The sequence below is a fragment of the Marinobacter sp. E2 genome (assembly GCF_055755345.1).
Window position 1 is genome coordinate 1,557,558 of record NZ_CM146911.1, and the last position, 23,696, is coordinate 1,581,253.

Sequence of the window (23,696 nt, forward strand, 5' to 3'; positions counted from 1 at the left end):
CTACTACGCTGCGCTCCGTAGCCGCCCATTACCACTGGCGTTATCTGTTTGGTTTGGCGTAGTTTTTTGTTGGCTGTGTGCCCATTGGTTTCAAACCGGCGTCATAATCGCAGCCAAATCGATCACCGTCATTTTCAGCAACACCGGTGTTCGCCGTGTGGGGCAATCCGCCGCTAACTCGGTTGTGATCTGCTAGTCTGAAGTTCAGGTTCGTTCACCGCTTCATAGGCGGTGATTTCATCAACGTGCATCGGCAGTTTCCGGTGCCAAGGCAGCGCAGTGGGCCGTCATGTTGTTAGCCAGGGAACAGGCATCGCAATTACCCCCAGCTAACCAGTCGCGTCAGTACGCGGCCGAAGGCCGCAGGACGCCCTTTTCATTGCGGCTGCGCCTCCATTACAAGGGCGCCTCTGCGCTTTGCGTTAGGACGATATGGAACATCTAGTCAGAATTATTGAAGCCTTAGCTTGGCCTGGAGTGGCCCTCATCGCTCTGTTCGTCTTACGGAGGCCCATCGCTGACTTGATTCCAATGTTGCAGCGCTTGAAGTACAAGGATCTGGAGTTGGAGTTTGAAAGAGATTTGGACAAACTCCGGGAAGAAGCTCGGGACGCGCGGTCAAAAACTACGCTTCCTCCTTCTGACGAATCGGTAGTTGCAGATTTAGACTATTACTTGCAGCAGGTTCGGGAATCCTCGCCAAGAAATGCCGTCATCGAAGCATGGCTGGGTCTCGAATCCTCAGCAGTATCCACCGCCACGCACTTTAAGCTAATGCCGGAGGGAGCGAGGGTAACTGCTTCATCAGCGATAAAGGCGCTCGTAACCGCAGGTGTTCTTTCCGACAACGATATGCGGATCATTAATGAGTTGCGCCTTCTACGAAACAAAGCTGTTCATGAGCTAAGTGCAAGCATTTCAGAATACGAGGCAGCCAAATTCTTGGAAATTGCCCGAGATGTATCGGACATAATTGCCGGGGAAGCTTGGCAAAAATTTGGTGGTTGTAGCGGGTAAGTCCTAACCAATAGTTCCAGTTCGTTCCGGGCCTGAAGGCCCTCCACCGGACGCCCTTTTCTCCGCTTCGCTCCGAAAAGGTCGCCGCTGAACAAAAGCGTTAAATGTTTTCGGGAGCATGCATTTGAAAGGTAACTGCCCCAATTGTGATCGTAAAATTCAGAAGACTGTTACCGACACCTGCATGTATTGCGGTGCAAGCTTGGAAGCTGAGCAACGGTTCACTCCAGAAGAGAAGAATGAGATTCTGAGATCGAAACAAAAGCTAGCCAAAGATCTGCAGGCAAATACCTCAGCAGCGCCTAATCCAAGCACGGGCTCAACTTTTCTGGCTGGTGGCGATCTCAGCGGTGGTGGTGATTGCTAACTCCATTTAACAAGTTGTTGTAGTTTGTTCCGGCCTACGGCCTCCACCGGACGGCCCTGACGGGCCGCCGCTAAACAAAAGCGTTATGAGTTCTGAGTGGTGCAGATGTTCAAAGCTTACGATGAGCTAATTGAGAGCAGTGAATACGTCTCAATTGATGAGCTGCTGGCTCATGGTTTTGATCCCGGTCAGCCGGATAACGATGGTCTATTTGTCCTCGAGCCTGTGTGCCGGGCGCTAGACCTGGATTTAGCACGTGAATTGATTAGGGCCGGAGCGGATGTGAATTCAAAAGGCAGCACTGGATTTACTCCCCTGCTCTCAACAATTGATGGCGCCAACCAAGACCCAAAGAAAGCTGTTCAGCTTGTCGAGCTATTGCTGGAACAAGGTGCCAACATCGAGGGAAGAGGTGATTGGGATAAAACGCCCTTTCTCAAATCCTGCACGCGAGGCGTCGCCGAGTTAACACGGCTGCTTGTCTCGAGAGGTTGCGACATACATGCAACCGCTACTGAAATTGGGGGCAATATGGGAGCTTTGGAATTCGCTGACACGCCGTCAAACAGTGGGGAATTTCGGCAATATGTCGGTAGTTTGTTCCACTCATAACAAGGTGGTCAACGGGACGCCAACTACGCTGCGCTCCGTTGCCGCCCATTACCACTGGCGTTACTTGTATGAACTATCGCTGCGATTCTGATTTTTCAAAGGACACAGTTCTCGCGAGAGCTGCAAGTTTCGTCGAGTATGAAACTTGGTACTCGAGACCTAAAGAGATTGATGGTCGCGTAGAGGGATCACGAATCCGGTTGATTCGGAGGGCAGGTCCCTTCCATTTCCCTGGGAGAGGGAGATTCGATGGTTTTGTTCAGGAAGTCGACGGTAAAGCCTGCATCGTTGGGAAATTCAGCGATGTAAGTTTGGCCACTGGCGTTGGAATAGCTTTTGGCGCTCTGGGCGTTGCAATAATGTTTGCTCAGGGCTTCTCGTTATTTGGCTATGTCGCCTGTGGCCTACTAACTTTTGGGGGTTACGCGCTCGTGAAAAGCGATCACTCCCGCATTAGAAGGGCCTTGGAGGAAATCGCTGGCAACAAGTAACAAGTCAATTAAGTACGTTCCGGCCTACGGCCTCCACCGGACGCCCTAGTCGGGCGCCGCTTATTTTCAGCGTTGATATGACTCCCCACGTCAAGAAGCACGTACCAGTCCAGGCCCGTTTTTCAGAGCTAGGTTCCCGCTGATATAGGGCGGGTCAGGACAGACGTTGAGGCCAGTAATCGTCGACGGTTCTCATGCTGATATCCGTGGGTTCTCACCACCTTACTTTTCCGTCGTGAAGCCGGTCCTCCGTCTAGGAACGAGCGTCTGGTCTGAGGCTTCAGCCAGGCTTCCTAACGCGCGTCGAGGGTTGCTTCACACTCCGCGGCCTGAAGCGCCTGTCCTGTCCCATAATCGTTGTCATAGCATCAACCTTGGATCGGGTTTGACGATCACGACTTCCCGGGCAATGGCCCAGATGTGACCGACCAGTTCTCTGGCAATAGCGGCCACCACGACGTTTCGATGTTTACCTCGCTGCATCAGCGATCGATAGCGTCGGCAGAGCCGAACCTGGGCATCCCAGGCCTTTTCTACGATGGCCTTTGGTAGATCCTCTTGCCGTTGCTGCAGTATCCGGGAGGTTTTGGCCGGGTATCGATAGGCATGAGCCGCTTCAATGAGCATGCGCCTTGCTCGTTTGTTTCCAGCACAGGTGAGCGGCCCAATTCGTCGCCGGTTACCGCTGGATCGTTCACTGGGTGTCAGTCCGACATAGGCCATCAGTTTTCTGGGGTTGTCGAAGCGCTGGAGATCCCCCAGTTCAGCGACAACGCTGGTAGCGACCAGCAACTGAACACCCCGTAGTGCCTGGACTGCTTTGACCAGTGGGTAGAATCGCCATCGACGCACCTGATAGGTGAGTTCGTTGTCGAGCCGTTCGAGACGCTTGTGGCGTTCGACGATGGTGTAGAGCATCTCCCGGAACACGGTGTTCTGTGCTGGTGTTGGCATGACCAGTTCCGAGAGCCATCGGATGTGTGCCGCCGACCAGTTGGCCGTACCCGCGTATCGGATATCGTGCCTCAACAGGAATGCCTTGAGTTGGCTCTTGGCATTCTTGAGATCCCACATGGCGGTTTCCCGGGCCCGTGACAGATCGCGAATGGCCTCGTCTTCCGGTTCTGGCACGTAGATAGGATCGATGTCACCGTTACGCAGCAACTGAGCGAGCTGCATGCAGTCGCGTTTATCGGTTTTGACCTGCTGGCCGGGTTTCTTCGGAATCAGTGATGGTGCGACGACAAAGCAAGGATAGTCCCAGCTTGAAAGCAGACGATAGAGCCAGTAGCCACAGGGACCGGCTTCATAGACAAACTGAAGCTGGCATCCAGGGTGTCGGGATTGGAACTGTCGAACCATCTTTCGGATGGCGTAGTGCTGGGTGCCGATAGCACCGAGGTAAGTGACCGGTTCCGTTCGAGAATCTGTGGCGTAGGCCACGGAGATGGAGTCTTTGTGCGTATCCAGGCCAATGAACACTGTGCTATGTTTTTTCATGGTGCTGCCCCCCGATTTTACGCATGTGAACACGTAAATTATGGCTCTGGCTGAGGCTAACCCACGAGGTGGGGGCAGCCCCCTTAGTGGGGAGTCATAATGTCTAGGTAAGGCATGAGTAAGGCTCAGGACGCAATTGTCTCAATCATCAGGGAGGCGGCTCGATCAGATCGATGGGAGAACGAGAATGCTCCTGGCTCTGCGCACATTAGAGAACTACACGAATATTCAGGTGCAAATGCTGAGCTAAACCAACTGGATGAACCAGTGAAGGAGCTTTATCGTGGAATCGCTGATGAAATCGAGTGGTCCATGAATGATGACTGGATGCCCGAAAGAATGTTTTCTTTGCCTCTACCAGAAGCTAGGTGTTTTCTTAGAGATATATGGCCACTTATCGAAGAACTTGGTTTGACCCAGGCCGTACCGAAAATCAAGGAACGTCATGCACAGTATCGGGAAAACCTATAACAATTCGCAGCAGTACGCGGCCGATGGCCGCCGGACGTCCCTGACGGGCCGCCGCTGTGCTTGGCGTTATGGCGAAAAAGTATGAAGTGGATTCTGGCGTTGATAGTTCTGGGTGTTGCTGAGGTCGCTACCATCGGACAAGTCCACTCAGTGCTTGGCACACGAAACCTTGTTTTGCTCTATATCGTTACCACTGCGATAGGGGCTGTACTCTTATATTTGAAATCCTCGGAATTCACAGCCGCGATGAAGGCAATGAGAGGTCTGGAAGGAGGGCTCAGAGAAAAGGCAAAAGAGCCAGAGTACAAACCCACACCTGAGGAAGTTGAAGAGCTCAGCCCCATGTTGTTCATTGGGCTTTACGTACCAGCATTGGTTCTAATTGCTATCCCTGGCCTCATTGGTGACCTGATCGGTATATTCATGGTGTTGCCGGGCGTGTCGTCGTGGCTAATCAAGCGCCAGAAATACAAGGCTATGTCTCGTGTACGGAACTAGCCATAACAAGTCACGGCACTCGGACGGCCATAAATGGCCGCCGGTGCGTTCAGCGTTATGTGTAGGGAAGGTAGGTCATGGATGTAGATGCCTTGTCGAAAACAGGAATTGGGCTTGCCCAAGATTTGGAAGATCTCTCCAAATCGTACAATGTGCGATCGGATGCTCATGACATTCTTGGCTATGAGGCAGCTACTGTAAGGGCCGAAGCTCTGGACCTGATAAATGGCACAGGTGTTCCGAAGAACATAAGGGAATCAACGTTGCTCAGCGCATGGGGAAATACTCTTGCCAGCCAAATCCCAGAGATGGCCATCAGAGTTAGCGAATTTCACCGACAGTACCGTGATGCCAAAAACACATAACCAGTGCAGGCACGGCGACGCCCACTACATTGCGCCTTCGGCTCCATTCCGTGGGCGCGCATGCTGCAAGCGTTATGTGTAGGAGATACCGTGACATCTAAGCAGGAAAAAAGGCGACGAGCAGCTTTAGTCGAGGCAATGGTGGCCGAAGATACGAAAAAGGCTATCGAAGAAATGCCGATTTCGCTGAAAGATCTTGGCAGGCTCTTCGACCATTTAGATGTCCAGCTAGGGATACAAGGCTGCGACCATACCCCGAAAATCACTTCTTCATTTCTCTTAAGCTTGAACCTCAACACAGATGAAATTTTGCCCTGGCTTTCGGAGCAAGACGGCTCCTGTGATTGCGAAATACTCGCAAATGTTGAAGAAGGGTGGGAAAGTGAAATCGCCAATAACACATAACAAGGCCATGAAGGTTGTTGCGGGCCTTCGGCCCTCCACCGGACGGCCCTGTCGGGCCGCCGCTTATGGCTGGCGTTATGCATCAATGTGAATTTCATGACTAAAAAGAAGCATCAAGCTCGGGTAAAGCTAAGAGAGGCCGCCGATGAGTTGGTTGCCGAAATGCACGAAGGGAAGTGGGATCATGTACCTGGCCTAAGATCGAGGCCTATGGAAGACCTCACAGAACTATTTCAAGAACTTGAGAAAGGTTGTCCCGGCCACGCAGAAGAAGAGTACAAAGAGACTTTCTTAAGAAGCCACTGGGAGCACAGGTAAATCTGAATGCATAACCAAGCCATCAAATACGCTCCCTTCGGTCGCCGGACCTCGTTTCACTCGGCCGTTTATGGCGGGCGTTATGTGTAGGAGATACCGTGACATCTAAGCACGAAAAAAGGCGACGAGCAGCTTTAGTCGAGGCAATGGTGGCCGAAGATACGAAGAAGGCTATCGAAGAAATGCCGCTTTCGCTGAAAGATCTTGGTAGGCTCTTCGACCACTCAGATGTCCAGCTAGGGATACAAGGCTGCGACCATACCCCGAGAATCACCTCTTCATTTCTCGTATGCTTGAATCTCAACACAGATGAAATTTTGCCCTGGCTTTCGGAACAAGGCGGCTCCTGTGATTGCGAAATACTCGCAAATGTTGAAGAGGGCTGGGAAAGTGAAATCGCCAAAAACACATAACAAGGCCATGAAGGTTGTTCCGGGCCTTCGGCCCTCCACCGGACGGCCCTGTCGGGCCGCCGCTTATGGCTGGCGTTATGGTGCCGGTCGGTAAAAATATTATTTGTATCGCTGCAAGTTTTGCGCACAGTTTTGGCATCCAGTATTTGGCTTTTTGCCAGGCCACATTCAAGCAGTTTCGTTCCTAGAGCGTTCGCTTGGGTTCAGTGGAGGGCGCACTCCGCTGCAGTATCGTGGAGTGCCAATAAGATAAAAACAGGTCGAGGGAAGTACGGTATTCTTTCCTCGTTTTATTCGGGCAGTGGCCAGCCAAGCCGTGGCTGGCAGCGTGCCAGTAAGCGAGTCCGCAACGCGGCCAGCCATAACCAGGCGCTGCAGGGGACGGCTTACTTTGTGCACCTTTTGCGCAGGTCGCTTCGCTCCCATTTTTGCGCAAAATGCGCCCAAAGCAAGCCGCCCCTGAGCGCGGCGTTATGCAGTTTGAGGTATGTATGAGAAACAAGGGTGCAGGGGTGTTCAGCCTTATCGCCGCAGGGAGTTTTATCTACATTTGGTGGATATTTCTGTTTGGAGTAAAGCCTGAAAGTGTCTCCTCCTTTGAGGCAGCTAAGATCGCTTTTATTTCCTCGGTGAGTCCGTCAGAGTCTGGCTGGTTTTTCATATTTCTTTTGGCATCTGTCGCAATATGTCTCTTCTGTTCAGCTCTATTCTTGAGCGGTCGTTGGACCAAGGCGGCCTTTGCACTGATTTTCGTACACGGAATAGGCTCTATCTATCTTTACACGTGGACTCTTGTTGCCTTCGCATTTTTGCCTCTTGTTTTCTTTACTAAGTCAACGAGTGCCAATAATGCATAACAATGCGCATCAATACGCGGCCGTTGGCCGCCGGACGCGCTTTACATTGCGGCTGCGCCTCCATTACAAGGGCGCCGTTGTGCGCTGGCGTTAGCACCACAAAGGATCAAGTATGGCTGTGGGCATTAAAGTTGGGAGTATCACAGACGAAATTGGCACCCCGGACTTTTTTCATGCCTTTTTCAGCACGGTGAGCTCCAACCTCGAAAAGCGGTGGGGGAGTCGTTTTCCTGTTCTCCTCACCAATCTATATCAAGGTGAGCTAGAAGCAGGGCTCGCTGCAAAAGCTCTAGCCGAATTAGAGCAAGTTAAAGAAGAGTTGGCAGAATTCTCCCCGAAGAGCGTGGTTTGGGATATCGAAGATCCCTCAAAGCAACCTCCATGGGGTTCGGACATCTCACCGGACATCACGTCATTGGCCAACTATTTTGTAACGTCCACAGGGCGTGATCTCATTGAAACTCTGAAAGAGGCACTGGATGAAGCTGTCAGGCATAACAGGTCAGCCGCCATTGTCCATTGCTAACAAGTGGCTGTTGTCGGACGCACCTACGCTGGCGCTCCGTTGCGCCGCAAAGCCAAGGCGTTATGTGTGCTGGTAGCCATGGAAAATTGGAAGCAAGCGGCAATCAAAGTTTTCCCTGATATTGAGACGGATTTGTTAGCCGTTGAGTCCCCATCGGAGCTTTGGATTGAAATCGAGTTTTGGTTTTTCAAAGCCGTGGAGCGAGGAGACTCCGAGTTTCAGCAGAAAGTGATTGGCTTTCTGAATTACTGTACGAGCGGCGTACTCGGTGACAAAAGCTCCCAAATTCAGCAAGCTGTCTACTGCGGAATCTTAGAGAACATCGGCCGCAACAAGAGGTGTTGGCCTTATTTGGGTGAGTGGTTTGATAGAGCTTCTTTTGACCAGTATCGGGGTTCTCTAATCTACAGCCTCACTGACTGGCAAGCTCAGGAATTAACCGACGCGTATGAGTCTGGTCGCACATAACAAGGCCATCAAATTCGTTATGCATTTCCCCCAGTCTAATGGACACGCATCGATAACTCCGAAACAGGAGAACTATGATGCCGAAAATGCTCACTGGGAAGAAAACTCAGCAGTACACCGCTGAGTTCAAAGTCAAAGCAGTGGAATGGAGTCACCAAGCCCACCGCAGTGTCAAAAGCGTTGCCGAAGCGCTGGATATCCACCCCTTCATGCTGTCACGCTGGCGAAAGGAATACCGAGAAGGAAAATTCGCCATGAAACGGGTCAAGAAAGCGCCGGCTGATGCCAAGAAGAAGATCCAAGAGCAGGATGAGATTGCTCGCCTGAAACGCCGTATTTCGGAGCTTCAGGAGGAAAACGACATCCTAAAAAAGTTTCAACGTTTTCAGGCCGAGGAACGACGGAAGCGTTCCGATTCGTCTGGCAGCATCGACGAGAACACGGCGTAAAAGCTCTGTGCCGCCACTTGAACATTTCGCGCTCTGGGTACTACGCATGGGCCAACCGAAAGCCTGGCAAGCGAGCGATGGAGAATGCCGATCTGCTGCTGAAAATACGCAGGATCTTTCGTGATAGTGAAGGCCGCTATGGCAGCCCAAAGGTTTACCAAGCCCTGAAAAACCAAGGTGTGCGAGTGGGAGAAAACCGTGTGGCCCGCTTGATGCGGGAATGGGGCATGAAGGCTAGGACCTACCGAATCTATCGGCGTTTGCTCACCCGGCGGGCCCTCCTGCGGGCATGGCCAAACTACCGTCTGGCCACTGAGAAGCCAGTTACCCTAAACCAGCAATGGAGCAGCGACGTTACCTACATCAAAATGGGTCGGAGGAACGTGTTTCTGGCGGTAGTACTCGACCTGTTCTCGCGTCGTATCGTGGGCTGGAAACTGGAGGCCAATCTGAACGGCGAGCTATCCAGCGGCGCTCTTAAACAAGCCCTGACGGACCGCTCACCGCCACCTGGTCTGTTACTGCATACCGACCGGGGGACCGAATTCAGGGCTCTTAAAATGCGTGACATGCTTGCTCGTCACCAAATTGTTCACAGCATGAGCCGACCGGGTTACTGCACGGACAATGCCGAGGTGGAGTCCTTCTTCAAAAGCCTGAAAGGAGAACTGCTGCACGCAACCAGCTTTGTCACGCTTCGCCAATTAAGACACCATATAAAGCACTATATTGAGCGCTTTTATAATACCGAACGGCTGCACAGCAGCCTTGGCTACCGGACTCCGATAGAGTTCGAGGGAACTAACTGATGGAGCGTGTCCAATTTATTGGGGGAAGTCCATTACGGCCACAAAAGACGTGGCCTCCACCGGACTGCCTTCGCGCTGCTTCGGCAGCCGTTTATGGCGGCGTTAAAACGGGGTATGCCCTGGTGACACCATGAACGATGAAAAACAACACAAAAAATATCGAGAGATAGATTTTCTGTTACCCGCATGGCTCGAGCGACAATTTAGCCATCAGGAAAATATGGAGCTGGAGCTGAATGGTTGTTGGGTTAGGGCTTTAGAGCAAGGTGTTCTCAATCCCATCAATGCCGAGCACCAACATTTGTTGGATGTGGTTACTGGAAAGGCAGAACCAAGTACATTGCTGGAGCAAACATGGCTGAAGTATAAAAGGCTCTCAGCAAATGGCTGTCCTTGCGAGGTATGCGCCGGTGTCGGGTATTACGACAACCCGAAAACTGGGGAAAGGGAAACCTGCTATGGCTGCCATGGTGCCGGACGTGTTGGCTGCACGCCGGTACAAATTACAGTAGAGGGGCATTATTCCAAGTGACCCAAGAGATTTTAACAAGGCCAGGCACGGCGACGTCTACTACATTGCGGCTTTGCCTCCATTCCGTAGCCGCGCATGCTGGCTGGCGTTATGCAATTCGTTCGTCTTGACGTACGTACCCAAAAACGTACACTTGATTAAAAGTTAAACACGCAAGAGGTGCGTCATGACCGGAATCACAGCAACTGAGGCGCGCAGCAACCTTTATCGGTTGATTGATGAAACTGCCGAGTCCCACCAGCCAATCGTCATTATGGGTAAGCGGAACAAAGCCGTTCTGGTATCCGAGGAAGACTGGTCTGCAATTCAGGAAACACTTTACCTGCTCTCCGTACCTGGTATGCGAGAGTCCATTCGTGAGGGGATGGATACCCCCGTGGATGAATGCGATGAGGAGCTGGACTGGTGACATGGAAGTTGGTGTACACCAAGCAAGCCCAGAAAGATGCAAAGAAGTTGGCCTCCAGTGGCCTCAAACCGAAAGCCCAGGAACTGTTAGCGCTGATAGCGGAAGATCCATACTGCAAGCCGCCTCCGTTTGAGAAGCTCATTGGTGACCTTGCGGGGGCGTATTCGCGCCGCATCAATATTCAGCATCGTCTGGTTTACCAAGTGCTGGAAGACGAGCGGATGGTGAAAGTTCTCAGGCTCTGGAGCCACTACGAGTAATGCATAACCAGCCGCTGTTGTCGGACAATTTTTCCACCGCTTCGCGGTTCCAAAATTGCCGCAAAGCTTGGCGTTAAGCTTGGTTGTTGCGTGATGCGCAACATGCTAGCATTCCCTCATGATTAAATCATTCCGTCACAAAGGACTGAAACGGTTCTACTCGACTGGCAACACGTCTGGCATACAGCCTGGCCACGCCAAGAAGCTGCGAATGCAGCTGGCTGCTCTGGACACGGCCACTTCGGTGGAAGATATGGATATACCGGGTTTCCGGCTTTATCCATTGAAGGGTAGAGATAAAGGGCGGTGGTCGATTCGTGTTAACGGAAATTGGCGCATGACGTTCGAGTTTCAGGACGGCAACGCCTACATTCTTGATTATGAGGATTATCACTAATGTCTATGCATAATCCGCCGCATCCTGGTGAATTCATTCGGGAAGTTTACCTAGAGCCTTTTGGCATCAGTTCCCGTCAGCTTGCTTCCAGTCTGGGGGTCTCTCCCTCCACTTTGTCTCGGCTGCTCAAAGGAGATAGTGGCATTAGCCCGGAAATGTCGCTTCGGTTATCCAAGGTTCTCGGACGTTCTCCTGAGAGTTGGTTGGCGATGCAGGATATCTACGATCTGTGGGTGGCCCGCAATACGGTCAATCTTGATGAAATTCATCCCCTGGACTTCGATGCAGCTTAACCAATGGCTGTTGTCGGACGTGCCCGCGCTGGCGCTCCGGCACGCCGCAAAGCCGGGCGTTAAATACCGGTGATAGCCAGGTCCAAAGCTCCAACAATCTGGTCTCTGAAATGTGAGAGAGAGCCAATAGGGCTCTTGAGATGTTTTTCAGGCACGGAGGAAATTTGCGGAGTTAACAGCAACAGCTCCTCGTCGGCAAAGCTGATTTCGGGAGTGAGCCCTTGCATGGCTTCGCCACCGAAGGCAGAACGTTTGCCCAAAGGGATAACAATGCGAGTTGCCAAATCGCGCAGAAGGCTGCTTTGAATATCCACCAGGTAAGGATAGTGAGCCTTGCTGATTTTGCTCGGGTTGGGGTACACATCGAACTGTGCCATCAGAACTCTCTGAATTCGTCGCCGAAGCATCCATGTTGTTCGACGAAATCGTTGTAGCTTTTTATCGCAGCGCGATTATCTTCAACCCATTGAGCGGCTTCGCGTTTCGAAAGCTCTTCTTTCAGAGCTCGTTCAAGGGTGGCAGATAAGTTAATGTTCAATTCCCGAGTTTTACGCAGAAGATCACTGTTGATTGAGAGGTTCGCTGCTTTTTTGGGGGCGGCTGAGTTGTAGAGTTCGGCCATGAGGGCCTCCCAGAAGATGTCGAATATTAAGTTGATCTTATGCGCATTGATATGCGCATACAAGCATCTAACCTTTGACTGTTGTCGGAAGTGCCTACGCTGGCGCTCAGTCATGCCGCAAAGCCCAGGCGTTACGCACCACATGGATGATGAGCCGTGAGCAAGATTTTGTATTTACTGTTGATGGGTGTTTCGGTGGCTGGATGTAGCAGCAAAGCTGTGTATGACAATATGCAGAGGAACGCCCGACAAGAATGTGTTGGTGTGCCGCCCGCTCAGTATGAAGAGTGCATCGAACGTTCCACTAAGTCCTATGAGGAATACAAGAGGGATAGGGCGGAAGTGCTCAAGTCTGAACCATAGAACCGTGAGCCCTCGAAAATCGGGCTAATAGCGGGCTTGATGGAAGGAAAACCTATGTCCAAGCATGTCGGTTCTTGCCTGTGTGGTACAGTGCGGTTTGAGATTTATGGGGACTTCAGCAGCTTTTACCTGTGCCATTGTAAGTATTGCCAGAAAGGTACGGGATCTGCGTACGCGGCAAACTTGTTTTCGCAATCGGCGACACTGAGCTGGCAGGCGGGTTCTGATGCTGTGACTTCCTTTACGCTTCCTGGCACTCGCCACAGCAAAAGCTTTTGCAGATTGTGTGGTTCAGCACTGCCAGGAGCCCAATCCAAAAGCCTGCTTGTTGTTCCTGCGGGGTGTCTGGACACTGAAGTTGCTGTGTCGCCAACGGCCCACATCTTCACCTCAAGCAGGGCGGTTTGGGAGGGGGCGATGGGTGACGTGCCAGAGTTCAGGGCGTTGCCAGAGTAGGCCAGTCACCTCAAACCCGGCGAGGCCGAATGGCCGTCCAGCTGCGAATAGAGAGCCACCCGGTTACGTCCGCCTGATTTGGCCGCATACAGCGCCTTATCCGCCTGCGCCAGCAGGCCGTCCAGGTCATCGCCGCCCTCCGGGTACAGGCACGCAACGCCCGCGCTGACACTGACCGTCAGTTCTCCTCTTTCCAGGGCCAGGGGATTGCTGTTGATGGTGCTTCTCAGGCGTTCGGCCACGTCACCAGCGATGCTCTCTTCCGTGTTCTCCAGCAATACCGCGAACTCCTCGCCGCCGAGACGAGCCAGTATGTCGGTGTCGCGCAGGGCTTCCTGGGACATAACGCTGAGGTGAATCAGCGCCTTGTCACCCACGGCGTGGCCATAGGTGTCGTTGATTTTCTTGAACATGTCGGCGTCGAACATAATGGCAGACACGGGTTTGCCGGCGCGGATGGCTTTTTTCAGGGCAGTGCGGCCCAGTTCGAAGAAGTAGCGGCGATTGTTCAGCCCGGTCAGGGCGTCAGTGCGCACGGTTTCCTCCAGGCGCCGATTGGCCTCTTCCAGTGCCCGGGTGCGCTCGGATACCCGGTGTTCCAGGCTGGCATTCAGATCGTTCATCTGTTGGGTTTTCCGGGCCAGCCGGTGAAGCAGGTCCCGCAACACGGATGAAAGTACCCGAACTTCCTCATAGTCGTCGCGAAGCTGAATCAGGGTGGCGGGGTTGTTGAAGTCGATGCGGTTGGCCTCACGTGCCATCTGTAGCAGGGGGCGTGTCGTGCGCCGGGCGGTGAAAACCGCAAAGGCAATCAGCATCAGGGCCAGCAGTGCGCCGCCGTAGATCAGCGTGTTGCGCAGTGCCTGCGCGGGCTGAAACGCTTCGGTGGCGGGTTTTCGTACAAGGACCAGCCAATTGAAGGTGGCGTACTCCTCACGGTCGCGCAGACGGCTGTATCCCACGAGGTAGGGTTCGGTGCCGTCTTCACCCGCCATGTCCATGGGCAGGGTAACGTATCCGGGAATGTCGGAGTTGGCTGCCTGCAGGAGTCGCTCATTCAGTTTTTGCCCGACGCTTCCCTCGGGGCCGATCATCACCACACCATTCTTGTCGGCCAGTAACAGTTCTGCCCGCAAGCGGTCCTGCAGGGGAGAGAGCAGGGATTGCCCGATACTGGCGACCCAATCCAGGTAAAGATGGGCGCCCAGTACGCCGTTGAAGTTTCCGTCGACGTCCTGAAGCGGCACAGCCACATCCACAAAGCGCAGGGGCGCGCCGGACTCGTTGTTGAGTTTTTCTTCAAGCAACAATGCCTCGTGCACGTCACCTAGATAGGGGCCGTCACGTGCTTCCTGAAACCAGGGGCGATGACTGACATCCATGCCTTTCAGGAGATTGCCGGTACTGGCCAGAACCTTACCTTCTGGGGACGTAAGGCCTATCCAGGCGTAACTCGAGAAGTTTGCCGCGAGTGCATTGAGAAGAACCGTGATATCGCCGGTTTGCCGTTTCAGGAGTTGCTGGTTTGATAACGCCGCCGCTACGGCCAGGTCGCTGTATCGCTCGTGAAGATCCAGCTCGATTTTATCCCGGAGCTGAACGGATACTTCCTGCAGGTTCTGTCCGGTGGATTTGCGCAAAGCGTTCACCGCCAGATCGCTGGTCAGCCAGGTGCCAACGGCCGTGGCAGCCAGGATCAGGAGGCCGAAAGACAGTACTAGTCGAACTTTGAGCGTGTTCAGGGTTCTGATAGCTGATGTCCCGTCTGCTGTTAATGGAACGATCCCTTGGTGCCTGAAAATGCCCGCTTTCCCTCGCTGTTGTTTTATAAGTGTAGCTGTTAGGCGCAAGTTGCTCCTGTGATGGGCTTGTCATTCTGTTCCTTTGTGCAGGCGCTCAGCAGTTATAACCAAAAGTTTCCAGGGCAGTCTTAAATCATCTAGTGCGGGCATTGTTCTTACTAATCTCGTACCTTATCTTTGCGTTCTAACCAAGCACGACCCTTATTCTCTAAGTGCATATTAAGATTCTTTGTCAACAGGGAGCTATGCCCAGTATGCCAAATTCAAGTTTTTCCGGTTCCAAGGCGCGCAAGGGGCTGTGGTTCAGCGCGCTGGCGTTGGCGTTCTCGCTGTCGGGCCCGGCCACTGCCCAGGAGCGTGAGCTGCTCAACTCTTCCTACGACATCGCCCGTGAGTTGTTCGCGGAATACAACGTTCTGTTCCAGGAGTACTGGAAAGAGAAGACGGGTCAATCGGTCAACATCCAGCAGTCCCACGCTGGCTCTTCGAAGCAGGCGCGCGCCATTCTGCAAGGCCTGGACGCCGATGTGGTGACCTATAACCAGGTAACAGACGTCAACATCCTGGCCGAGCGTGGCAACCTGATTCCTGAGGACTGGGCGTCACGCCTGCCCAACAACAGTTCTCCGTACTATTCCACCATGGCGTTCCTGGTGCGTGAGGGTAACCCCAAGAACATCCAGAACTGGGACGACCTGGTGCGCGAAGATGTTGAGCTCATCATGCCGAACCCGAAGACGTCCGGTAACGGCCGTTACACCTATCTGGCCGCTCTGGGCTATGCCCAGGACCGGTTTGGCGACGATCAGGAAAAAATTGACGCCTTCCTTAGTGACCTGCTGGGCCAGGTAAAGGTATTCGACTCCGGCGGCCGTGGCGCCACCACCACCTTTGTTGAGCGTGGCCTGGGTGACGTACTGCTGACGTTCGAGTCTGAGGTGAACAACATTCCGGAACTGAACCCGGACAAGAATTTCCAGGTGGTGGTTCCGAAGGTAAGCTTCCTGGCCGAGTTCCCGGTTACCTGGATTGACAAGAACATCGAAAAGAAGGGCACGGAAGACGTTGCTCAGGCCTATCTCAAGCACCTGTACTCTGAAGAGGCGCAGCGCCTGCTGGCCAGCTTCAACTATCGGGTTCACAACGAGACGGTTAAGAAGGAAGTGGCCGAGAAGTTCCCAGAACTGAAGCTGATGCCGATCCAGGACATTGCGGGCAGCTGGGAGAACGCGATGGAAACCCACTTTGCCAGCGGTGGAAAACTGGACCAGTTGCAACGTCGCCGCTAAGGGATGCGCAACTGATCCATGGCTACCACTGACACTGCAGAGCGCCCGGCGAAAAGGCTGAGCGCTTCTGCCACCAAGCGCGTGCTGCCGGGGTTCGGACTGAGCCTCGGCATTTCGCTTTTCTTTATCAGTCTGGTTCTTTTGCTCCCCATCAGCGGCCTGTTTATTCGGGCAGCGGGCATGGGCTGGGAAGAATTCTGGTTCGTCATCACCGATCCCCGGGTGGTCGCCTCGTATAAGGTTACGGCCCTGGCAGCGCTGGCGGCATCGCTGTTCAACTGTGTGTTCGGTCTGCTGCTGGCCTGGGTGCTGGTGCGGTACGAGTTTCCCGGTAAACGCCTGCTCGACGCCATCATGGACCTGCCGTTTGCATTGCCAACGGCGGTTGCGGGCATCACTCTGGCAACCCTGTTCGCCGAAAGCGGCTGGTATGGCCAGTACCTGGCCGAACTGGGTGTTGAGATAGCCTTCACGCCTGTGGGGATTGTGGTGGCCATGGCCTTTACCAGTGTTCCGTTTGTTGTGCGCACCGTTCAGCCGGTGCTCGAGGAGCTGGCGCCGGAAGACGAAGAGGCGGCCATGAGCCTCGGTGCCTCGGATCTGACGGTGTTCCGGAAAATCCTGTTTCCCATGCTCTGGCCCGCGGTTGTCACCGGTGGCGCCCTGTCGTTTGCCCGCAGCCTGGGCGAATACGGGGCCGTTATCTTTATTGCCGGTAATTCCCCGTACGTCAGTGAAGTGATCAGCCTGATGATTTTTGTGCGCCTTGAGGAATACGATTTCCCGGCGGCCAGTGCCATTGCAGCTGTGGTGATGACGGTGTCGCTGCTGTTGCTGCTGGCGATCAATGTCTGGCAGGGGCGTTATCTCAAGCGCCTGCACGGAGGCTGATATGGCAACCCGCAAACATCGCCGTGTGGGCGATACACCGCTGGTGCGCCGCACCCTGATTGGCCTGGCAGTTGGCATGACCGTGCTGCTTCTGTTCATGCCCCTGGTGCTGATTTTCGTGCAGGCCTTCGCAGACGGGTGGGGCGGCTATATCAGCAACATCCTGAGCGAGTACACCCTGCATGCGATCGGCCTGACCCTTCTGGTGGCCCTGCTGACTGTGCCACTGAACCTGGTGTTCGGGGTTTTCCTGGCCTGGCTGGTTACCCGTTTCACGTTTCCCGGGCGAAAACTGCTGGCAACGCTGATTGATATTCCGTTCGCGGTATCGCCAGTCGTGGCCGGTCTGTTGTACCTGTTGCTCTATGGCAGCAACGGCTGGATCGGGCAGTGGCTGGGTGAGCACGATATCCAGCTGATGTTCTCCTGGCCGGGTATTGTGATGGTAACGGTGTTTGTCACCTGTCCGTTCGTCGCCCGGGAACTGATTCCGCTGATGCAGCAGCACGGTCGGGAAGAGGAGGAAGCCGGCGTGGTGCTTGGCGCCTCTGGCTGGCAGCTGTTCCGCCGGGTGACTTTGCCCAATATCCGCTGGGCACTCCTGTACGGCGTGATTCTCACCAACGCCCGGGCGGTGGGGGAATTTGGCGCGGTATCCGTGGTGTCCGGTAATATCCGCGGCGAAACCAATACCCTGCCGCTGCAGGTAGAGCTGCTGTATCAGGATTACAACATTGTCGGGGCCTTTGCCGCATCGTCCCTGCTGGCGGGCATTGCGCTGCTTACGCTTGTCGTGAAGGCCATCATTGAGTGGCGTCAGAGTCGTAATTAAGGGTTCTCCATGAGTATCGAGATACAGGGTATCAACAAGTTTTTCGACAAGTTCCAGGCCCTGCATGACATCAACCTGACCATCCCGGATGGTCAGCTGACGGCACTGCTGGGGCCGTCCGGTTCCGGCAAGACCACGCTGCTGCGTATCATTGCCGGCCTTGAGACGCCGGAGCAGGGCAGCATCCGTTTCAGTGGCAAAGACGTGACCGACCTTCACGTGCGCGACCGTCGAGTCGGGTTTGTGTTTCAGCATTACGCTCTTTTCCGCCACATGACCGTGGCCCAGAACGTGGCTTTTGGCCTGGATGTGTTGCCCCGCAACGAGCGCCCGTCCAAACCCGAGATCCGCAAGCGGGTACAGGAACTGCTGGAGATGGTGCAGCTGGAGCACCTGGCCAACCGGTATCCGGCGCAGCTCTCCGGCGGGCAGAAGCAGCGCATTGCCCTGGCCCGCGCCATGGCCATGAAACCTGAGATTCTGCTGCTGGACGAGCCGTTCGGCGCCCTGGATGCCAAGGTGCGTAAGGACCTGCGCCGTTGGTTGCGCAGCCTGCATGATGAGCTTCACTTCACCAGCGTATTCGTAACCCACGACCAGGAAGAGGCGCTGGAGCTCTCCGACCAAGTGGTGGTAATGAGCAATGGCCGAATTGAGCAGGTGGATACGCCCCTGGAGCTCTACGGCCGGCCAGACAGCCGGTTTGTCTTCGAATTTCTCGGCCAGGTAAACGTGCTCTCGGGCCGGATACAGGATGGCGTGATGCGCCAGGGTGAGGCCTGGATCTGCCTGCCCCGGAGCTGCGAGAACGATGATGGCCAGCTTTACCTCCGCCCCCACGAGGTGCGTCTTTCCCAGCACGCCAGCGACAGCGCCCATCTGCCGTTCCGGATCGAGGCCATCAACCTGATTGGAGCCGAGGTGCGCATTGAGCTCAAGCCCGACGGCTGGGAGAGCGAGGAGATCTGGGAAGTGGGCATCAGCCACACTGAATTCAACAGCCGCCAGCCCCAGCGTGGCGACCGTTGTTTTGCGATTCCCGATGTGGGGCACCTGTTCTGCGAACACGCAACGGAACCGAAGACGCTCGAGTGGCGCTAGTGTCCCTGAGGCGCTAGGCTCGCCAGAACCTGCTAGGCTCTGGGCTGAGTAAACGCCACGTTTCCGGAGCACGAACCTGCCATGCTGGAGCACGTCTTACACATCGTTGGCCTTACCGTACTGGCCGGTGCCTGTATTCCCCTTGGCGGATTACTGGCCAGTTTCGAGCGGATACGCCCCGGATGGCTGGATCAGGAGTTCCGTCACTTCCTGATTGCCCTCGGCGGCGGCATTCTGCTGGGCGCTGTGGCGGTGGTGTTGATTCCCGAGGGGCAGGCCAGTATGGGCGACTCGCTCTGGGCCATTCCCACCATCATTCTCGGCGGCTTTGTATTCTTTGTGATCGAGCGGATACTGGGCCTCAAACGCCGGGAATCTCCCCAGTTGATGGGCGTGATGCTCGATTTCATTCCCGAGGCGACTGCGTTGGGAGGGCTGGCGGTGCTGAGCCCGGAAACCGCGGCGCTGATGGCGGTGTTGATTGCGCTGCAGAACCTGCCGGAGGGCTTCAACGCCTATCGCGAGATCGTCTGCCTGCCCGGCTACACCTCCCGAAAGACGCTCATCTTCATGAGCTGCCTGGTGGTTACAGGGCCTCTTGCCGGCCTGCTGGGCTATTTCTTCCTGACCGGCCGCCCCTTTGCTCTGGGTGCAATCATGCTGTTTGCTTCCGGGGGCATCCTGTACCTGATTTTCCAGGACATTGCGCCGCAATCCCGGCTGGACAAACACTGGGGGCCGCCCCTGGGCGCCGTGGTTGGGTTTTGCCTTGCCCTGTTCAGTCACGACCTGGTGGGCCAGGTCTGAACAGGCCGTTCAGGCAATCTTCCTCGCGTCCTCTTTTTGCAGAATGTCGCCAATCTGCTCGGCCGACAGGGTCTCGTGTTCCAGTACCGCACGGGCCAGGGCTTCGAGCTGGCGGCGGTGCTCTTTGAGGAAGTCCAGGGTTGCTTTCTCCTGGGCCAGGAGCTGCGACTGGATTTCCGTATCCACCAGCTCGGCCATCTTTTCGCTGAATTCCCGGGGCAGGCCCATTTCCCGGCCCAGGAACACGTGCTCCTCGCCAATGTTGAGGCCGAGGGGGCCGATTTTCTCGCTCATGCCCCACTGTCCGATCATCTTCCGCACGAGGGCGGTGGCTTCCTTCAGGTCGTTCTGGGCACCGGTGCTGACCTCTCCGTAGACCAGCTTTTCCGCACAGCGGCCGCCCAGCATCACCTTGATGCGGTCCCGCAGGTAGCTTTCGGTGTAGGTGTAGTGATCTTCACGGGGCGTCTGCTCGGTGACGCCCATGGCCATGCCGTGAGGGATAATGGTCACCCGGGTGAGGGGGTCGGCATTGGGCATGTAGTAGGCCATGATGGCGTGGCCGCACTCGTGGTAGGCCACGGCCTCGCGCTCGGTCGGCGAAAGCTGCATGTCTCGCTCCTCGCCAAGGATGATCCGGTCCCGGGCCAGCTCGAAGCAGTGGTTGTTCACCTCCTTGAGGTTTTCCCGGGCGGCGGTGAGCGCGGCTTCGTTCACCAGGTTTTTGAGGTCGGCCCCGGAGAAGCCGATGGTGCGGGCGGCGATCTGCTCCAGGTCCACGTCATTGGCCAGTGGTACCTTGCGTACATGCACTTGAAGGATGGCGGAGCGGGCGTTCTTGTGGGGGCGGTCCAGGGTGATCTTGCGGTCGAACCGGCCGGGGCGGAGCAGGGCGCTGTCGAGCACGTCGGGACGGTTGGTGGCTGCCAGCACGAGCACGTTCTCATGGGCCTCGAAGCCATCCATTTCCGTCAGGATCTGGTTCAGGGTCTGTTCCCGCTCATCGTGCCCGCCACCCAGGCCGGCACCCCGGGAGCGGCCAACGGCATCCAGTTCGTCAATAAAAATCAGTGCGGGCGCGTCTTTGCGGGCTTCCTCGAACATGTCCCGCACCCGGGCCGCACCCACACCCACAAACATCTCAATGAATTCCGAGGCGCTGATGCTGTAGAAGGGCACCTCGGCCTCACCGGCGATGGCCCGGGCCAGCAGGGTTTTACCGGTGCCGGGCGGACCGACCAGCAGCACGCCTTTGGGCATGACAGCACCGAGCGCGCGGTATTTCTCCGGGGCTTTCAGGAAGTCGATAATCTCACCGATTTCCCGTTTCGCCGACTCAATGCCGGCAACGTCGTCCAGGGTGGTATTGGAAGTTTCCCGGCGGGCCCGTCGGGCTTTGGAGCGTCCGAAGTTGAACGGGCCGCCGCCCTGGGTCATGCGCTTCTGTGCAGCGCCCCAGAACCAGAACATAAGGGCCAGGAACAGGAGCCAGGGCAGAAAGCTGCGGATCATTTCCTGCCACCAGGGCAGGCTGGACGGAGCCGCTCGAATGGTGATCTGGTTTTCTTCGAGGAGGCCGAGCAGGGCCGGGTCTTCCATGGGTGGGCGAATGGTCCGAAATCCGGGGCTGCTGCCAGTGGGCGGGCTGGCAGTGCTGAATGTGGCGGCGCCACTGTCAGTGAACAGGCCGGTGATGGCTTCCTGTCTGAGGGTTACCTCCGCCACCTGGCCGTTGGTCACCGCTGTCTTGAACTCCGAGTAGGCCAGTTCGTGGAGCCGGGGCTGGTTGCCATCCTGCAGCCATAGCACCACCAGGAATATGGCAGCGCTGAGCCACAGGAAGGAATACTGGTTCGGCACCACCGGTTGCCGGTTGTCGTCCGGGGTTCGCCTGGAATTGCCCGGACCTTCGGGTGTTGTCATCTGGGTCTCCGATCGCCCTCCATGATCTTCGCCACAAAGACCGATTTGCCGTAGGTTTCAAAGGACCACTTCATGGTGTCCGAGAGTACAGACATCACCTCGTCGTAGTCGCCGAAGATTTCCGTGCTCATTCGGCCCGGGTAAACCTCCAGGCCGGTCTGTTCAAGCCTGGCAATCAGGTTACGAATGGGCTCTTTGTACTCTTCATTGAGCGGATACCAGCTCAGTTGTACAGAAAGATACATGCTGCCTCCTTTCAGGGATGTGACCCTGGTCAATTGCCGGTCTCAATCGTGTTTCAGTAACCCATGGCGGAGGAGGTGCTTCTCCTTGGATCTGCCCCGCCGTGCAGGGTTCCGTCCTCCTCCCTGAGGATGCTCTGGATGGCGCCCATGGCCGATCCACCGACCACCGCGTGGCCCCGTTCTTCCAGAATGCGGACGGTGTCAGGGCTGATGCCCTGCTCAATACGGATTTCGTCCGGCAGCCACTGGTGATGAATGCGGGGCACGCTGACGGCGGTCTGTATGTTCATTCCATGATCAATCACATTGAGGATCACCTGCAAGGTTGTGGTGATGATTCGTGAGCCGCCCGGGCTGCCGGTCACCAGCCAGTTCTGACCGTTTTTCCGGACAATGGTGGGCGACATGGAGCTGAGCATGCGCTTGCCCGGCGCCACCTTGTTCGCCTCGCCGCCAATCAGACCGTACGCGTTGGGCACGCCCGGCTTGGCACTGAAATCGTCCATCTCGTTATTGAGCAGGAAGCCGGCGCCTTCCACGGTAATGCCGGAGCCGTAACTGAAGTTGATGGTGTAGGTGTTGGAGACCGCGTTGCCCCATTTGTCCACCACCGAGAAGTGTGTGGTTTCCGGGCTTTCCCAGGGCGTTGGGTCACCGGGGCCGATCTCGCTGGCCGGTGTCGCCCGCTGCGGGTCGATACCCTTGCGCAGCGACTCGGCATACGCCTTGCTGGTCAGGCCTCGCAGCGGCACCTCCACATAATCGGTGTCGCCCAGGTACTTTGAACGATCGGCGTAGGCCAGTTTCATTGCCTCGGCCATGTGGTGGATGGCATCGGCAGAATTGTGCCCGAATTCGGCCATCGGGTAGCCTTCCAGGATGTTCAGGATCTGCACAATGTGAGTGCCGCCGGAGGAGGGCGGCGACATCGAGTAGATCTCGTAGCCCCGGTAGGTGCCTCGGACCGGCTGGCGCACTTCCGGCTGGTAGCTTTTCAGGTCTTCGAGGGTAATCAGGCCACCGTGGCGTTCCATCTCCGCGGCAATCAGCCGGGCGGTTTCGCCCTCATAGAAGCCTTTCACGCCCTGGTCGGAGATCCGTTGGAGGGTGGCGGCCAGCTCCGGCTGGCGGAAGCGTTCGCCGGGTTGCCAGGCGCTGCCATCCGGTTTGTAGAAGGTGTTGAGCGTGGCGGGCCAGCGCTCAAGGCGCTCCCGTGCTTCTTCCAGCCCCTCGGTGAAGCGTCTTGGCACAATAAAGCCTTCTCGCGCCAGCTTGATGGCCGGTGCCAGCGCCTGTGGCAGGGTAATGGTGCCGTGGCGCTCCAGGGCCAGCGCCAACCCGGCGACGGTGCCGGGCACGCCCGCGGCCAGGTGGGTAAACCGGCTCCGGTTGGGTACCACATTGCCGGCATCGTCCTGGAACATGGTTTCAGTGGCGGCTGCCGGTGCTTTCTCCCGGTAGTCGATGGCCTCGGGATCGGAGCCGTCGCCCGGGGAGACCAGCATGAAACCACCGCCGCCGATATTGCCCGAGCGGGGCTGGGTAACCGCCAGGGCAAAGCCGGCGGTTACCGCGGCGTCCACGGCATTACCGCCTTTCTTCAAGACTTCCAGCGCCACTTCGGTTGCCACGGTATGGCTGGTCGCCACCATGCCCTGGCTGGCGGTGACCGGGTGGAAGCGTTCGCCCTCGAGAATGGCCTGGCCGAGCGCCTGGCCCGAACCGATCAGAAGCACCATCGCCGCGATCCTCGCGAGGCGGCCTGAGCGTACCCTGGCAGGGTTTCCGTTTGCACGTTGGTAGAGGCCTCTGTCCATATCTCCATTCCTCGTTTCTGGCGTTCAGATAGGCTATGATAGCCGGTCATTTTCATAGGTGCGTACCGTTAACCTGCCGGCGCCGCTGGTG

The 23,696-nt window shown here is 55.9% G+C and carries 28 protein-coding genes and 1 pseudogene; 22 read left to right on the top strand and 7 right to left on the bottom strand.

The window, feature by feature from the left end; translation table 11 throughout:
* Nucleotides 1-432: 432 nt before the first annotated feature.
* Nucleotides 433-1,017 (top strand): hypothetical protein, encoded by a 585-nt coding sequence (locus AC0J1C_RS07050; RefSeq protein ID WP_473046194.1) that lies wholly within the window; start codon nucleotides 433-435, stop codon nucleotides 1,015-1,017.
* A gap of 463 nt (nucleotides 1,018-1,480) precedes the next feature.
* Nucleotides 1,481-1,996: an ankyrin repeat domain-containing protein gene (locus tag AC0J1C_RS07055; protein WP_374843174.1), complete on the top strand. Its 516-nt coding sequence runs from the start codon at nucleotides 1,481-1,483 to the stop codon at nucleotides 1,994-1,996.
* Between the two features lie 851 nt (nucleotides 1,997-2,847).
* Here AC0J1C_RS07055 and AC0J1C_RS07060 read toward each other — a convergent pair.
* Entirely contained in the window at nucleotides 2,848-3,987 is a 1,140-nt protein-coding gene (locus AC0J1C_RS07060) for an IS110 family RNA-guided transposase (RefSeq protein ID WP_473043714.1), read from the bottom strand.
* A gap of 114 nt (nucleotides 3,988-4,101) precedes the next feature.
* Between AC0J1C_RS07060 and AC0J1C_RS07065 the strand changes: the two genes are divergently transcribed.
* From AC0J1C_RS07065 to AC0J1C_RS07130, 14 genes and pseudogenes are all read left to right on the top strand, one after another.
* Nucleotides 4,102-4,458 carry a hypothetical protein gene (locus AC0J1C_RS07065; RefSeq protein WP_473046195.1) on the top strand — a complete coding sequence of 119 codons (357 nt, stop codon included), beginning with the start codon at nucleotides 4,102-4,104 and terminating at the stop codon, nucleotides 4,456-4,458.
* An 81-nt stretch (nucleotides 4,459-4,539) separates the two neighbouring features.
* The gene (locus AC0J1C_RS07070; protein ID WP_473046196.1) at nucleotides 4,540-4,956 is read left to right on the top strand and encodes an FxsA family protein; all 417 of its coding nucleotides are present in this window, start codon (nucleotides 4,540-4,542) and stop codon (nucleotides 4,954-4,956) included.
* Nucleotides 4,957-5,033: 77 nt separating this feature from the next.
* Entirely contained in the window at nucleotides 5,034-5,321 is a 288-nt protein-coding gene (locus AC0J1C_RS07075) for a hypothetical protein (protein WP_473046198.1), read from the top strand.
* Nucleotides 5,322-5,411: 90 nt separating this feature from the next.
* Nucleotides 5,412-5,726 carry a DUF2695 domain-containing protein gene (locus AC0J1C_RS07080; protein ID WP_473046199.1) on the top strand — a complete coding sequence of 105 codons (315 nt, stop codon included), beginning with the start codon at nucleotides 5,412-5,414 and terminating at the stop codon, nucleotides 5,724-5,726.
* Nucleotides 5,727-6,142: 416 nt separating this feature from the next.
* Nucleotides 6,143-6,457, top strand: coding sequence for a DUF2695 domain-containing protein (locus tag AC0J1C_RS07085; RefSeq protein WP_473046200.1), 315 nt, complete (start codon nucleotides 6,143-6,145; stop codon nucleotides 6,455-6,457).
* A 969-nt stretch (nucleotides 6,458-7,426) separates the two neighbouring features.
* Nucleotides 7,427-7,840: an immunity 70 family protein gene (locus AC0J1C_RS07090; protein ID WP_473046202.1), complete on the top strand. Its 414-nt coding sequence runs from the start codon at nucleotides 7,427-7,429 to the stop codon at nucleotides 7,838-7,840.
* A 39-nt stretch (nucleotides 7,841-7,879) separates the two neighbouring features.
* Nucleotides 7,880-8,308, top strand: a complete 429-nt coding sequence (locus AC0J1C_RS07095) for a hypothetical protein (RefSeq protein ID WP_473046204.1) — start codon at nucleotides 7,880-7,882, stop codon at nucleotides 8,306-8,308.
* 86 nt (nucleotides 8,309-8,394) lie between these two features.
* Nucleotides 8,395-8,757 carry a transposase gene (locus tag AC0J1C_RS07100; RefSeq protein ID WP_473046506.1) on the top strand — a complete coding sequence of 121 codons (363 nt, stop codon included), beginning with the start codon at nucleotides 8,395-8,397 and terminating at the stop codon, nucleotides 8,755-8,757.
* Nucleotides 8,736-9,566 (top strand): annotated as a pseudogene (locus tag AC0J1C_RS07105) (IS3 family transposase); the annotation flags it as partial. The gene AC0J1C_RS07100 and the pseudogene AC0J1C_RS07105, both read left to right, overlap by 22 nt.
* A 130-nt stretch (nucleotides 9,567-9,696) precedes the next feature.
* A complete protein-coding gene (gene maoP / locus AC0J1C_RS07110) occupies nucleotides 9,697-10,098 on the top strand; it encodes a DUF413 domain-containing protein (RefSeq protein WP_473046205.1) in 402 nt (133 codons plus the stop codon).
* 166 nt (nucleotides 10,099-10,264) lie between these two features.
* Complete coding sequence (locus AC0J1C_RS07115; protein ID WP_058092928.1) at nucleotides 10,265-10,507, top strand: type II toxin-antitoxin system Phd/YefM family antitoxin; 243 nt, start codon at nucleotides 10,265-10,267, stop codon at nucleotides 10,505-10,507.
* Complete coding sequence (locus AC0J1C_RS07120) at nucleotides 10,504-10,767, top strand: Txe/YoeB family addiction module toxin (protein WP_473046207.1); 264 nt, start codon at nucleotides 10,504-10,506, stop codon at nucleotides 10,765-10,767. Before AC0J1C_RS07115 ends, AC0J1C_RS07120 begins: the two co-directional genes overlap by 4 nt.
* Nucleotides 10,768-10,885: 118 nt before the next feature.
* Nucleotides 10,886-11,164 (top strand): type II toxin-antitoxin system RelE/ParE family toxin, encoded by a 279-nt coding sequence (locus AC0J1C_RS07125; protein ID WP_473046209.1) that lies wholly within the window; start codon nucleotides 10,886-10,888, stop codon nucleotides 11,162-11,164.
* Nucleotides 11,164-11,457 (top strand): HigA family addiction module antitoxin, encoded by a 294-nt coding sequence (locus AC0J1C_RS07130; protein ID WP_473046210.1) that lies wholly within the window; start codon nucleotides 11,164-11,166, stop codon nucleotides 11,455-11,457. Before AC0J1C_RS07125 ends, AC0J1C_RS07130 begins: the two co-directional genes overlap by 1 nt.
* Nucleotides 11,458-11,516: 59 nt before the next feature.
* On the opposite strand, the gene AC0J1C_RS07135 is transcribed toward AC0J1C_RS07130, so the two are convergent.
* A complete protein-coding gene (locus tag AC0J1C_RS07135) occupies nucleotides 11,517-11,834 on the bottom strand; it encodes a CcdB family protein (protein WP_473046211.1) in 318 nt (105 codons plus the stop codon).
* On the bottom strand, nucleotides 11,834-12,079 hold the full coding sequence (locus AC0J1C_RS07140) for a type II toxin-antitoxin system CcdA family antitoxin (RefSeq protein WP_036149681.1): 246 nt from the start codon (nucleotides 12,077-12,079) through the stop codon (nucleotides 11,834-11,836). Before AC0J1C_RS07140 ends, AC0J1C_RS07135 begins: the two co-directional genes overlap by 1 nt.
* A 417-nt stretch (nucleotides 12,080-12,496) precedes the next feature.
* Between AC0J1C_RS07140 and AC0J1C_RS07145 the strand changes: the two genes are divergently transcribed.
* Complete coding sequence (locus tag AC0J1C_RS07145; protein ID WP_473046213.1) at nucleotides 12,497-12,898, top strand: GFA family protein; 402 nt, start codon at nucleotides 12,497-12,499, stop codon at nucleotides 12,896-12,898.
* 5 nt (nucleotides 12,899-12,903) lie between these two features.
* Here the strand turns inward: AC0J1C_RS07145 and AC0J1C_RS07150 are convergent, their stop codons facing one another.
* Nucleotides 12,904-14,538: a sensor domain-containing diguanylate cyclase gene (locus AC0J1C_RS07150; protein WP_473046215.1), complete on the bottom strand. Its 1,635-nt coding sequence runs from the start codon at nucleotides 14,536-14,538 to the stop codon at nucleotides 12,904-12,906.
* Nucleotides 14,539-14,954: 416 nt separating this feature from the next.
* On the opposite strand from AC0J1C_RS07150, the gene cysP reads away from it, so the two are divergent.
* The 5 genes from cysP (at nucleotide 14,955) to AC0J1C_RS07175 (ending at nucleotide 19,620) form a co-directional block, all read left to right on the top strand.
* The gene (gene cysP, locus AC0J1C_RS07155; protein ID WP_375193895.1) at nucleotides 14,955-15,989 is read left to right on the top strand and encodes a thiosulfate ABC transporter substrate-binding protein CysP; all 1,035 of its coding nucleotides are present in this window, start codon (nucleotides 14,955-14,957) and stop codon (nucleotides 15,987-15,989) included.
* An 18-nt stretch (nucleotides 15,990-16,007) separates the two neighbouring features.
* Nucleotides 16,008-16,880, top strand: a complete 873-nt coding sequence (cysT, locus tag AC0J1C_RS07160; RefSeq protein ID WP_473046216.1) for a sulfate ABC transporter permease subunit CysT — start codon at nucleotides 16,008-16,010, stop codon at nucleotides 16,878-16,880.
* 1 nt (nucleotide 16,881) lies between these two features.
* Nucleotides 16,882-17,712, top strand: coding sequence for a sulfate ABC transporter permease subunit CysW (cysW, locus tag AC0J1C_RS07165; RefSeq protein ID WP_375193897.1), 831 nt, complete (start codon nucleotides 16,882-16,884; stop codon nucleotides 17,710-17,712).
* Nucleotides 17,713-17,721: 9 nt separating this feature from the next.
* Nucleotides 17,722-18,813, top strand: coding sequence for a sulfate/molybdate ABC transporter ATP-binding protein (locus AC0J1C_RS07170; protein ID WP_473046217.1), 1,092 nt, complete (start codon nucleotides 17,722-17,724; stop codon nucleotides 18,811-18,813).
* Nucleotides 18,814-18,894: 81 nt separating this feature from the next.
* Nucleotides 18,895-19,620, top strand: a complete 726-nt coding sequence (locus AC0J1C_RS07175; RefSeq protein WP_473046218.1) for a ZIP family metal transporter — start codon at nucleotides 18,895-18,897, stop codon at nucleotides 19,618-19,620.
* A gap of 9 nt (nucleotides 19,621-19,629) precedes the next feature.
* On the opposite strand, the gene ftsH is transcribed toward AC0J1C_RS07175, so the two are convergent.
* Genes ftsH through ggt form a run of 3 tightly spaced genes read right to left on the bottom strand, consistent with a single transcriptional unit; the run spans nucleotide 19,630 to nucleotide 23,605 of the window.
* Complete coding sequence (gene ftsH / locus AC0J1C_RS07180; protein ID WP_473046219.1) at nucleotides 19,630-21,543, bottom strand: ATP-dependent zinc metalloprotease FtsH; 1,914 nt, start codon at nucleotides 21,541-21,543, stop codon at nucleotides 19,630-19,632.
* Nucleotides 21,540-21,788, bottom strand: coding sequence for a thiamine-binding protein (locus AC0J1C_RS07185; RefSeq protein ID WP_375193901.1), 249 nt, complete (start codon nucleotides 21,786-21,788; stop codon nucleotides 21,540-21,542). Before AC0J1C_RS07185 ends, ftsH begins: the two co-directional genes overlap by 4 nt.
* 53 nt (nucleotides 21,789-21,841) lie before the next feature.
* Nucleotides 21,842-23,605 carry a gamma-glutamyltransferase gene (gene ggt, locus AC0J1C_RS07190; protein ID WP_473046220.1) on the bottom strand — a complete coding sequence of 588 codons (1,764 nt, stop codon included), beginning with the start codon at nucleotides 23,603-23,605 and terminating at the stop codon, nucleotides 21,842-21,844.
* Nucleotides 23,606-23,696: the final 91 nt, after the last annotated feature.

Excerpts from the sequence above, each read along its gene's own strand:
- cysT (WP_473046216.1), top strand. The coding sequence starts at position 16,008 with ATGGCTACCACTGACACTGCAGAGCGCCCGGCGAAAAGGCTGAGCGCT.
- maoP (WP_473046205.1), top strand. The coding sequence starts at position 9,697 with ATGAACGATGAAAAACAACACAAAAAATATCGAGAGATAGATTTTCTG.
- AC0J1C_RS07130 (WP_473046210.1), top strand. The coding sequence starts at position 11,164 with ATGTCTATGCATAATCCGCCGCATCCTGGTGAATTCATTCGGGAAGTT.
- ggt (WP_473046220.1), bottom strand. The coding sequence starts at position 23,605 with ATGGACAGAGGCCTCTACCAACGTGCAAACGGAAACCCTGCCAGGGTA.
- AC0J1C_RS07125 (WP_473046209.1), top strand. The coding sequence starts at position 10,886 with ATGATTAAATCATTCCGTCACAAAGGACTGAAACGGTTCTACTCGACT.
- cysP (WP_375193895.1), top strand. The coding sequence starts at position 14,955 with ATGCCAAATTCAAGTTTTTCCGGTTCCAAGGCGCGCAAGGGGCTGTGG.
- AC0J1C_RS07050 (WP_473046194.1), top strand. The coding sequence starts at position 433 with ATGGAACATCTAGTCAGAATTATTGAAGCCTTAGCTTGGCCTGGAGTG.
- AC0J1C_RS07065 (WP_473046195.1), top strand. The coding sequence starts at position 4,102 with ATGAGTAAGGCTCAGGACGCAATTGTCTCAATCATCAGGGAGGCGGCT.
- AC0J1C_RS07060 (WP_473043714.1), bottom strand. The coding sequence starts at position 3,987 with ATGAAAAAACATAGCACAGTGTTCATTGGCCTGGATACGCACAAAGAC.
- AC0J1C_RS07140 (WP_036149681.1), bottom strand. The coding sequence starts at position 12,079 with ATGGCCGAACTCTACAACTCAGCCGCCCCCAAAAAAGCAGCGAACCTC.
- ftsH (WP_473046219.1), bottom strand. The coding sequence starts at position 21,543 with ATGACAACACCCGAAGGTCCGGGCAATTCCAGGCGAACCCCGGACGAC.
- AC0J1C_RS07135 (WP_473046211.1), bottom strand. The coding sequence starts at position 11,834 with ATGGCACAGTTCGATGTGTACCCCAACCCGAGCAAAATCAGCAAGGCT.
- AC0J1C_RS07115 (WP_058092928.1), top strand. The coding sequence starts at position 10,265 with ATGACCGGAATCACAGCAACTGAGGCGCGCAGCAACCTTTATCGGTTG.
- cysW (WP_375193897.1), top strand. The coding sequence starts at position 16,882 with ATGGCAACCCGCAAACATCGCCGTGTGGGCGATACACCGCTGGTGCGC.
- AC0J1C_RS07175 (WP_473046218.1), top strand. The coding sequence starts at position 18,895 with ATGCTGGAGCACGTCTTACACATCGTTGGCCTTACCGTACTGGCCGGT.
- AC0J1C_RS07170 (WP_473046217.1), top strand. The coding sequence starts at position 17,722 with ATGAGTATCGAGATACAGGGTATCAACAAGTTTTTCGACAAGTTCCAG.
- AC0J1C_RS07090 (WP_473046202.1), top strand. The coding sequence starts at position 7,427 with ATGGCTGTGGGCATTAAAGTTGGGAGTATCACAGACGAAATTGGCACC.
- AC0J1C_RS07100 (WP_473046506.1), top strand. The coding sequence starts at position 8,395 with ATGCTCACTGGGAAGAAAACTCAGCAGTACACCGCTGAGTTCAAAGTC.
- AC0J1C_RS07185 (WP_375193901.1), bottom strand. The coding sequence starts at position 21,788 with ATGTATCTTTCTGTACAACTGAGCTGGTATCCGCTCAATGAAGAGTAC.
- AC0J1C_RS07075 (WP_473046198.1), top strand. The coding sequence starts at position 5,034 with ATGGATGTAGATGCCTTGTCGAAAACAGGAATTGGGCTTGCCCAAGAT.
- AC0J1C_RS07145 (WP_473046213.1), top strand. The coding sequence starts at position 12,497 with ATGTCCAAGCATGTCGGTTCTTGCCTGTGTGGTACAGTGCGGTTTGAG.
- AC0J1C_RS07070 (WP_473046196.1), top strand. The coding sequence starts at position 4,540 with ATGAAGTGGATTCTGGCGTTGATAGTTCTGGGTGTTGCTGAGGTCGCT.